This is a genomic window from Marinimicrobium sp. UBA4509 (genome assembly GCF_002388575.1).
GTDB classification, from domain to species: Bacteria; Pseudomonadota; Gammaproteobacteria; order Pseudomonadales; family Cellvibrionaceae; genus Marinimicrobium; species Marinimicrobium koreense.
In genome coordinates this window covers 28,415-37,433 of record NZ_DGMV01000035.1, presented here as the reverse complement: position 1 = coordinate 37,433, position 9,019 = coordinate 28,415, and the positions used below count along the sequence as shown (strand labels likewise).

Annotated in this window: 8 protein-coding genes; all 8 read right to left on the bottom strand. The window is 59.2% G+C overall.

All coding sequences use genetic code 11. The features are described 5' to 3' along the window. On the bottom strand, nucleotides 1-1,180 hold a 1,180-nt coding region (locus B3520_RS05110; protein ID WP_286875552.1), incomplete at its 3' end, for a Clp protease N-terminal domain-containing protein. 35 nt (nucleotides 1,181-1,215) lie between these two features. After that, a complete protein-coding gene (gene tssG, locus B3520_RS05105) occupies nucleotides 1,216-2,352 on the bottom strand; it encodes a type VI secretion system baseplate subunit TssG (RefSeq protein ID WP_286806250.1) in 1,137 nt (378 codons plus the stop codon). Beyond that, on the bottom strand, nucleotides 2,343-4,169 hold the full coding sequence (gene tssF, locus B3520_RS05100) for a type VI secretion system baseplate subunit TssF (protein ID WP_286806252.1): 1,827 nt from the start codon (nucleotides 4,167-4,169) through the stop codon (nucleotides 2,343-2,345). Before tssF ends, tssG begins: the two co-directional genes overlap by 10 nt. Further along, nucleotides 4,162-4,659, bottom strand: coding sequence for a type VI secretion system baseplate subunit TssE (tssE, locus tag B3520_RS05095; protein ID WP_286806254.1), 498 nt, complete (start codon nucleotides 4,657-4,659; stop codon nucleotides 4,162-4,164). The genes tssF and tssE overlap by 8 nt, the downstream gene beginning before the upstream one ends. A gap of 24 nt (nucleotides 4,660-4,683) precedes the next feature. After that, a complete protein-coding gene (tssC, locus tag B3520_RS05090) occupies nucleotides 4,684-6,201 on the bottom strand; it encodes a type VI secretion system contractile sheath large subunit (RefSeq protein WP_286806255.1) in 1,518 nt (505 codons plus the stop codon). 77 nt (nucleotides 6,202-6,278) lie between these two features. Next, nucleotides 6,279-7,769: a type VI secretion system contractile sheath large subunit gene (gene tssC, locus B3520_RS05085; protein ID WP_024462219.1), complete on the bottom strand. Its 1,491-nt coding sequence runs from the start codon at nucleotides 7,767-7,769 to the stop codon at nucleotides 6,279-6,281. After that, a complete protein-coding gene (gene tssB / locus B3520_RS05080; RefSeq protein ID WP_286806256.1) occupies nucleotides 7,759-8,289 on the bottom strand; it encodes a type VI secretion system contractile sheath small subunit in 531 nt (176 codons plus the stop codon). The genes tssC (B3520_RS05085) and tssB overlap by 11 nt, the downstream gene beginning before the upstream one ends. A gap of 56 nt (nucleotides 8,290-8,345) precedes the next feature. Next, nucleotides 8,346-9,019: ImpA family type VI secretion system protein (locus B3520_RS05075; RefSeq protein WP_414673876.1), on the bottom strand; the 674-nt coding region annotated here is incomplete at its 5' end.

Below are 9,019 nucleotides of genomic sequence, written 5' to 3'. Positions count from 1 at the left end.
TCGCCTCGTCCATGATCCGCACCTTGTGGTGTGCCTGGAGCATGCCAGCGATGGCCCGCATCATATCAATGGCCTTGGTTTCATTCGGTTCCTCCACTTTCACTACCTGAAAGCGCCGGGTCAAAGCCGGATCGCGTTCGAAGTACTTTTTGTACTCGGCCCAGGTGGTGGCGGCAATGGTGCGCAGTTCGCCCCGGGCCAGAGCGGGCTTGAGCAGGTTGGCGGCATCGCCCTGTCCCTCTTTACCGCCGGCACCGATCATGGTGTGCGCCTCGTCGATAAAGAGGATGATCGGCTGGGGCGAGGCTTTGACTTCGGCGATGACAGACTTCAGACGATTTTCAAACTCGCCTTTTACGCTGGCTCCGGCCTGCAGCAGTCCCAAGTCCAGGCTGCGCAGCACTACATTCTTCAGCGGCTCGGGGACATCACCCTTGGCGATCCGCAGCGCAAAACCCTCCACCACGGCGGTTTTCCCGACACCGGCTTCGCCGGTCAGGATGGGGTTGTTCTGTCGGCGACGGATCAGGATATCGACAATCTGACGGACCTCCTGGTCCCGACCCCAGACTGGATCAATTTTCCCATCTTTGGCCGCCTGGGTGAGGTTGACCGTGTACTTGTCCAGACAGGGTGTGTTGCTGGCCTGGGCGGTATTGGAAGGAACTTCGTCCACCCCGTGTTCGGGCGGTAGCTCCCGCGACTCGGCCGTAGTGCCCACCAGTGCCTTGACCAGCTCCCGGACGGATTCCGGAGCGAGTGACTCCAGCGCGGGGCAACTGGCCACGGCCGATCGACGCAAGCTGTCATCCAGGAGCAGAGCGGCCAGCAGGTGAGCACTGGTGACCTGGCTGTGAGCGTATTCCACTGACGCCAGTACCCAGGCCTGCTTGGCCAGCTCTACCACGTTGGGCGATAGTGCGGGTGGACGAGTGCTGCCATTTTTGAGTTGATCCAGTTCGCGATTGAAAGCGCGACTCAGGGTGTCCGGCGACAGCTCGAATTTCTCCAGAATGGCCTGCGCGTCGGTGTCGTCGACCTCGAGCAGTTTGACCCACCAGTGTTCGACTTCCACGTTGTAGTGACCGCGGGACAGGCAGATGCCCGCCGCCCCTTCGAGCGCATTGCGCGTGGTGTTGTTCAGCTTGTTGACGAGAGATTTCAGATCCAGAGTAATCATGTCGACTCCTTGTAGTATGACCGCTGCGTCACCGTTCAGGCGGCGGCACGGCCGGGTCCTTTGGGACGGATTGTATGAGATGTTTGAGACTCCGGCGTCCGGGTGGACACGGGAATATTCTGGGTGGCGTTGGCGCTGTCCGGGCGAGAGGCTGACCGGGGCAGCCGGGAATTCCAGCCGAGCTGCCCCGGCGTGCCAGTGCCGATCGGCAGTTGTTTGGGCAGAGCCTCGGAGCGAACCTTCAGTTGCAGGTTGAACTGATGCTCGCAACCGAGGTACAGCGCACTGAGCTGGTCCATGGCTTTCAGTGCCGGACTGCCCGGTGCAAACCGTTCGGTCTGGGCCCGGTCGAGCGGGCCAATGGTCACGTCCACCTGGTTCTGGGCCAGCCAGGATTTTTGCCCGAGCAATGTCGAACGACCGAGACAGTTATTCTGTCCGCGGGGCTGGGTCAGAGACGGAAGCTGGCAGCGCATGTCCGGCAGCACCTCGCACCAGGCGCCGGAGAAGGTCGAAAGGCTGATGGGAACCTGGAAATAGCCCTGGAGAATCTGCTCGAAATTGTCGACGGTTTTCACCGGCTGTGAAAGCAGTCCGCCGTAATAGATCAGTGCCTCGGCGGGAAGATCCGGGTTGTCCGGAAGCAGACGCGGCGACAGCCCCAACAGTGACAGGAGCATCTCGGTGTGTCGGTCTATGGTGGTGGCCGAGCCACGGTGGCGTCGAGCGCGCTCGTATTCCAGGGGCAGGCGATATTTACTCGCCGCCTGCCACAACAGGTTCATGCTGCGATGATTGAACAGATCGAGAAAGCGGGTCAGGGCCGGGTCTTTGGCCTTCTGCCGCTCAAGCAGGAGCTCGGTATAGTGGTAGGGCAGCGGGCCCAGCGCGCCATCCAGACTGAGGAGATTGGACTGAACCGACCACTGCTCACCGCGTGGCTCAACCTGTTCAATCTCCGCGGCGGGAAACGTCAGGCGGTGCTGGCCGCTGAACCGGATGGCTTCCTGAGAAAGAGGGCGCACATCGACGCCGGGGGCAAAGCGCAGTGGCCGGCGGTGCGGGGACTGCTCCGAAAGGGATGGCTCGGAGCCGTGAAACTCGAGCAGACGCAGTATCTGCAGGGCGCTGAAGGCTTCCGGTTCGGCCTGAAGCTGTGCGATCACAGACATACTTTACCCCCGGATCGAATAGGCCCGATCCGGTAAAAACCGTCGTAGCCTTTGCGCTTGACCCGAAGCTGACTGAATGAGTTGATGGAGCAGTAGAGCGCAAAGAAATGCTCTAACACCCGAGTGAACAGACACAGACTGACGCCGGACAACAAGCGATCGTCAAGCGTCAGGGTCACTTCCATTCCCCGGCACAGCGTGGGTCGACCGGCGACCTGAATCGGTGCGTTTACCGGCCGGACCTTCAGGTCGGTGATTGCCTCGATCAGGGAGCGATGCGCCGAGGTCTGCCGGTAATCGTACAGGCGCAGAATTTCCCGCAAGGCTTCACCGCTTTCGCCAGCCGTCAGTGAACGCTGGTTCAGTTGCAGGTGAGAGAGCAACTGCCAGCGAGCGGCGTTACCCAATGCCGGACGAATAGTTTCCGTGGGTTGAGTCAGGCACCGGATCTGTCGGGTGGGAGGACTGCCGTCAACGCATTGCAGTTGAGGCTCCCGGTTATTGAACGGAAGTCGTGCCGGTTGGTCCCGGTTGCTGCAGGTGGTGTCGATCAGTAGTGTCTTTTCCCGGGCGGAACTGGGGGAAAACTCCAGATCCACCAGACTGAGAAACACATCGGTGCCCTCATCCCGGTTATCCGGTTTGAGTTTCGCGTGACGCCTCTGGGCGTGCCAGAAGGTCTGATCCTGATGGTAGTGCCGGTCGTGATTGAGCCCGTAAAACGGTCGGTACTCGGCGCTTTTACCGTAGGCGTCTGCGGCGATCACGCGGTCTACCGAAAACACTTCGTAGCCCGAGGGCCGACGGATGTCGGGCTGAATCTGGTACTCGTACTGACGGTGATCCAGATCAATCGGGTCGGCCTGATGTTCGAACAGATTGACCACCGGTGTGCAACCGGTGACAAAGTGCGCCGCGTTGATGTGATGCTCCAGCTCCACATCCGCATCATCGAGGTAAAGGTACAGCTCCAGGGAGTCGAGGGTCGGTGACAGACGGGACAGGTCCAGTCCCTGTATGTCCACGAAGAGAAACTTTTCGGGAAAAGCAAAATACTCGGTCAGCAGGCGGTACCCGAGGAACGCATTGTCGGGGTAGGGCAGGAGTCCTTCGTTTTTGCCGAAGCCGACCGGTTGCACCTGGTCGCCACCGAGAAAGACGGGCCGGCTGGCGCCATCGCTCAACACCAGATTCTCGCACCGATTGATCAACAACTCGTACAGCGGGTGGATGTATTGCGGTTGGCCCTTGAGATAAAACCGTAGCGACCGGGGCAGACTCTCGGCCAGGTTGTTTCCCTCCAAGAGCGGCGTCAGGCGAATCTTGAGCACGCTGGCCGCGCCGCGCATTCGATCCGCCCCGGGAGTGTTGAAGGGGCGACCCATCAGTTGTGCCTCGGCCACTTCGACCGGTGTCAGGGTGGTGTCATAGCAGGTGCTGAAGCGACACTTTTCGCCCTTGAAGGAACGGGTGTCGAGCTCGGTGCCCTTGGGAACCACAAAGGGCCGTTCAAGCTGTTCCGGGTCGGGCTCGAAGCGCACAATGCTCATGGCCGGAATTGGCCGCTGATAGTGGGGAAACAGGGTGCCGAGCAATGCGTCGCTGAATTCGGGGAAGTCATCGTCAAGGCGATTCTGAATGCGCGCATTGAGATAGGCAAAGCTTTCCACCAACCGGGACACATGGGGGTCCTCGATAGTTTCGGTGGAGATACCCAGGCGACTGGCGATTTTCGGGTTCTCTTTGGCGAACTCGGCGCCCATTTGCCGAATGTAAGCCAGCTCGCGCTCATAGTAAGGCAGCAGTTCATCAGCCATGGAGCGACTCCTTGACGTTCACGCTGCGTGAGACCGGCTCGAGAATCGAGTCGAACACCACGCTTTGCGGCGCTGGGTCGGCCCATAGCACCGCATCAATACGAAAGCGCAGCGTTCGGTCGGTGCGCTCCCGGTTCTCGAGGTGAGTCACCCGCACGCTTTTGAACCGGGGTTCATACTCCCGCAGTATGCGTTCGAGCTGTTGCACAAAGCGCTGCTTTTTTTCGGCGTCGGAAATGTTCACGGTTGCCAGGTCCGGTAGGCCGTAATTGAGCAGGGAGTGGGTAGCTTCCGGACACTCCTGCGGGGGCTCGATCATGCAGAAACGGCTGTTGAGCAGATTCTCCAGATCTCGCCGCACGCTCTGGCGTAGTTCGCTCAGGTACTGGTGGCGTGCCGGCGCGGGCTCGCGCACAGCCTGTGGGTCGTGATCAAGCAGGCGATCCAGGATGGATGGGCGCAGCTCGCGGGTTTTTGCGATATGACTCATGATTCCCTCTCTCCTTCAGGGCCGTCAGCCGGTCTGTACCAGTTCGGTGACCAGTTCCAATTCCGAGACCATCTGGTCGATCTGGTAGTGAGGCACCAGATGAATTTTGCACAGGTATTGTCCGGGCCGCTCCGGGTGTTCTTCGACGTTCACGGCGGCTTCGCGCAAGGGGTAACGGGCCTGCTCCTCCCACTCCAGATCTTCCCGTCCGGTGGTATAGCGGAACAACCACTGACGCAGAAACTGCTCGCATTCATCGGCGCTGATAAACGCCCCGATTTTGTCCCGGATCATGACCTTGATGTAATGGGCTACCCGTGAGCCACACAAGACGTGCTGCAGCATGGCGGAAAGCCGGGCGTTTACGCCCTGGTCTGTGTCCCGAGCAGGCCTCTGAATCGAGGCATTGCTGTAGAAAGCGGCAAACGGCGTCTGGTAACTCTGGCACAGCGGGATCAATCCCAACTCGGCCAGCTCCCGTTCACGCCGATCTGTGATGATCACTTCGGTTAGCGGCTTGGGGGCCAGAGCCGCCGGGTCCGCGTCGAAGTGATCCACCGGCAGGGTGGTTACCAGTCCGCCCCCGATCTGATTGCGCGGAACGCCACGAATGTGGCCAAACCAGCCGACATTGGCAAACTCGCGAATCAACACACCGGCAAAGGCAAAGCTGGCACTGCCCCACAGGTATCCATCTCCCTGGCGGCCGCCTTTTTCTTCCCGAAACGGCACCCCTTTATAACTGCCCGCGGTGGTCCGATAGGGACGGCGCATCAGGGTTCTCGGGAGTGTCAGGCCAATGAAGCGGGCGTCGGATTTTTCGCGCAGCGCCCGCCAACGGACGTACTCCTGTTGGGAAAAAATGGCTTCCAGATTGATTGGTTCGCCAAGCTTGGCAAAATCGTCCAGGCCAAACAGCTCGGGTGAGGCGCTGGCAATGAAGGGGGCGAACGCCGCCGCCGCGATTTGAGCCAGGCCCTCCAAGGTGGCGATGTCATCCTGTGGGTGGCGCGACGACGGGCGGTGCGCTACCTGATAGTCGCCGATCAACACGCCAAAAGGCTCGCCTCCCGGGTGACCGTATTCGTTACTGTAAATTTTCTGGAACAGTTGGCTCTGGTCAAAGTCCAGGGCACGATCAATATCCCGGGCCACCTCTGTCCAGGCAATATCAAGCAGCTTGATCTTGATGTTGCGTGCGCCCTCGGCCTGCAACGTCAGATACCAGACACCGCGCCATGCCGCTTCCAACGTCTGAAAACGCGGATGGTGAATGATGGCGTTGATCTGGTGGCTGATCAGTCGATCGATGCGGGCAACGGTCCGATGCACGGCGATTTCAATGTCCAGTACGCTACGCAGAGGGCCGTCTGGCGCCAGCTCTGACAGAAAGTAGGCCAGCGCCCGCTGTGGATTCTTTTCGGTCAGAAAGTCATCCAGTCCGGTCAGCTTCGGGGGCCGTTCACACACGGCATCCAGCCGAGCTGCGGCCGGGACATCCGGGGTTGAGGACACCGATGGGGTGGCAAGGTGATTTGACATTGCGTGCCAGAGAATCCGTTAAGAAGAAAAAAACAATAGGGCGCGGATCCCTCCGCCGCCCTATTTGGGCGCTGGCTTTAGCCCGCCTTGGGGATGTTGGCTACCAGGCGTAGGGAGGCGGTCAGCTCTTCCATCTGCAACCAGGGGCGCATCCAGGCGACCGCATTGAATACGCCGGGTTGGCCCGGGACTTCCTTGACCTCGACGTGAGCCTCGGCCAATGGGAAGCGGGCTTTCATTTCGGCGCTGGCGCCGGGGCTGCCATTCACGTAGTTGCCGATCCAGCGGTTGAGCCACTCTTCGGCTTCCCCCGCTTCCATGAACGAGCCGACCTTGTCGCGCGCCATCACTTTCAGGAAGTGGGCGATGCGGGAGGTTGCCATGATGTACGGCAGACGGGCGGAAATCGCCGCGTTGGCGCTCGCCTCGGGATCATCAAACTTGGGCGGCTTCTGTGCGGTCTGGGCCCCGAAAAATACCGCGTAGTCGGTATTTTTGTAGTGGCACAGCGGCAGAAAGCCCAGCTTGCTCAGTTCTGCTTCACGGCGGTCGGTAATGCCGATTTCGGTCGGGCATTTCTGATCCACGTCACCATCGTCACTGACAAAGGTATGGCTGGGCAGCCCATCGACACGACCGCCCCCTTCGGCACCGCGAATGCTGGTGCACCAGCCGTACTCGGCGAAGGCTTTGGTCAGGGTGGTGCCCAGTGCGTAAGCAGCGTTCATCCAGCAATAATCATCGTGCTCGGTGGCTCGATGTTTGCCGTCCTCACCCACCGGTACTTCTTCGTAGTTGAACGCCTCAATGGGTTTGGTCGACTGGCCGTACGGCAGGCGGGCCAGTACCCGGGGCATGGTCAGGGTCACAAAGCGGGCATCGTCACTCTCGCGGAAGCTGCGCCACTGAATGTACTCCGCTGAATCAAAAATCTTTTCCAGATCGCGCGGTTTGGACAGCTCGGTATAATCCTCAAAGCCGAACATCTGCGGCGCCGCAGCGGTCAGAAAGGGGCAGAAGCCGGCGGCGGCCACGTTGGACATCTGGCTGAGCAGCGAGATATCGTCTGGGTGAGAGGAGAACTCATAGTCGCCAATCAGCGCGGAGTAGGGTTGACCGCCAGCGGTGCCGAATTCGCTTTCGTAAATTTTCTTGAAAATCTGGCTCTGGTCAAACTCCACCGCTTTCTCGAGATCCTTGGTCAGTTCTTTCTTGCTCAGGTTGAGCATGCGGATCTTGAGCTGGGAGCCGGTCTCGGAGTTCATCACCAGGTGGTTCAGTCCACGCCAAGAGCCTTCAAGCTTCTGGAATTTTTCATGGTGCATGATTTCCGACAGTTGCTGGGACATCAACTGATCGACTGCCGCAATGGCGCGATTGATGGTGACGGTCAGGTTTTTGTCCCATTTGACCGTGCCGTTCATGGCTTCCTGGGTCAGGGTCTTGAGCAGATCCTGAGTCTCGTCCGCCGGAGTCTGTCGGGTCGCGGTAATGGCCTGCTCGAGAAAGCTGACTTCCTGTACATCGGCTTCCGCCTGCTCCATTACCTGTTCTTCGTTATTCGCCATCTTTCGCTTCCTCCTTTTGCTCTGCACCCACACCCAGCTCACCGGACAGGGCGGCCAGCGCTTCGGTATCACTCAGTACACTTTCCAGCAGGTTTTCAAGATCCTCGGATCGGTCTGCTTTGGTCAACAGATCACGCAGTTTATTGCGGGTGTCCATCAGCTTGCGCAGCGGTTCGACCTGTTGCACGATCCGATGGGGTTCAAAGTCTTCCATGCGGTTGAAGTCGAGCTCGACCTTCATTTCGCTGTCATCATCTTCCAGCTTGTTGGCCACCTGGAATCCCAGCTTGGGGTTGACCTTGCCCATGATGTCGTTGAAGTTATCCCGATCAATCTGGGAGAACTTCCGGTCTTTCAGGGACTTCTTGGCCTCGGTGTTATCACCCGAGTAGTCCCCCATCACGCCCATGACAAAGGGCAATTCCTTCTCGGCGATCGTGCCGTTGGTTTCAACATCGTAGGTGATATGAACGCGAGGCTTGCGCACGCGCTTGAGCTTGTCGTGGATACTGTCGGACATAATCCCTAATCCTCTGTCATTGGTTTGGTTGGTCGTCACTACTGCCTTCTACGGGGTTAATCCTCGGTGATTTCTACGCCCGTCAGCTCGCTGTAATGCGTGCGAGAACTCTCGTCTGGTATCAGCTCCTGAATCAGTTCGTCCAGACGCATATTGCCCCACTTGACGGCTTTCTGAAGCAGGTAGGACACCGGGGAGTGGGGTTCGGTGGTGCGGAAAAATTCGGCAATCTCCCGAAGTTGACGGAAGGCCTCGTCGCGATCCAGCGCTTTTCGGGTAGCGGGCGTGTTCGCGGGAGCGTCTTCCGTTCCGGTCGCTTCAACCGCCTCGGAGGCACTGCCTTCGGATTCGTTCGCGGGCGATAGCTTGTCGCGCCCCAGATGATTGACGGCACCTCGACACTCTTCCAGAACTTCTAGAATATTGCGGGAAGGGGGCGCCAGCTCAATACCACAGTGTTGATCCAGTAGGCTCTGGCAGGCACGAAAATGCTCAATGGCCTGATCCAGATCTTCCCGCTGGTTCTGAAAGAATGTGTCGTCTGATTCCCGGACGGCTTTCTCGATATCCCCCAGCCCATAACCGAGTTTGGCTTCTTTTGCCTGACGGGCGTCTTCATCGGCCAGCTTCTGAATGTCGAGTGCCTGCTGGTAGTGCCAGTAGCTGAAGGGGGCGGGGGGTTGTCCTTCCGTGATGGGGACACGGCGAATCGGTGCGATCAATACGCCCT

Bases quoted from the DNA above. Each gene is read 5' to 3' on its own strand.
- tssG (WP_286806250.1), bottom strand. From the start codon at position 2,352: ATGTCTGTGATCGCACAGCTTCAGGCCGAACCGGAAGCCTTCAGCGCC.
- tssF (WP_286806252.1), bottom strand. From the start codon at position 4,169: ATGGCTGATGAACTGCTGCCTTACTATGAGCGCGAGCTGGCTTACATT.
- tssE (WP_286806254.1), bottom strand. From the start codon at position 4,659: ATGAGTCATATCGCAAAAACCCGCGAGCTGCGCCCATCCATCCTGGAT.
- tssC (WP_286806255.1), bottom strand. From the start codon at position 6,201: ATGTCAAATCACCTTGCCACCCCATCGGTGTCCTCAACCCCGGATGTC.
- tssC (WP_024462219.1), bottom strand. From the start codon at position 7,769: ATGGCGAATAACGAAGAACAGGTAATGGAGCAGGCGGAAGCCGATGTA.
- tssB (WP_286806256.1), bottom strand. From the start codon at position 8,289: ATGTCCGACAGTATCCACGACAAGCTCAAGCGCGTGCGCAAGCCTCGC.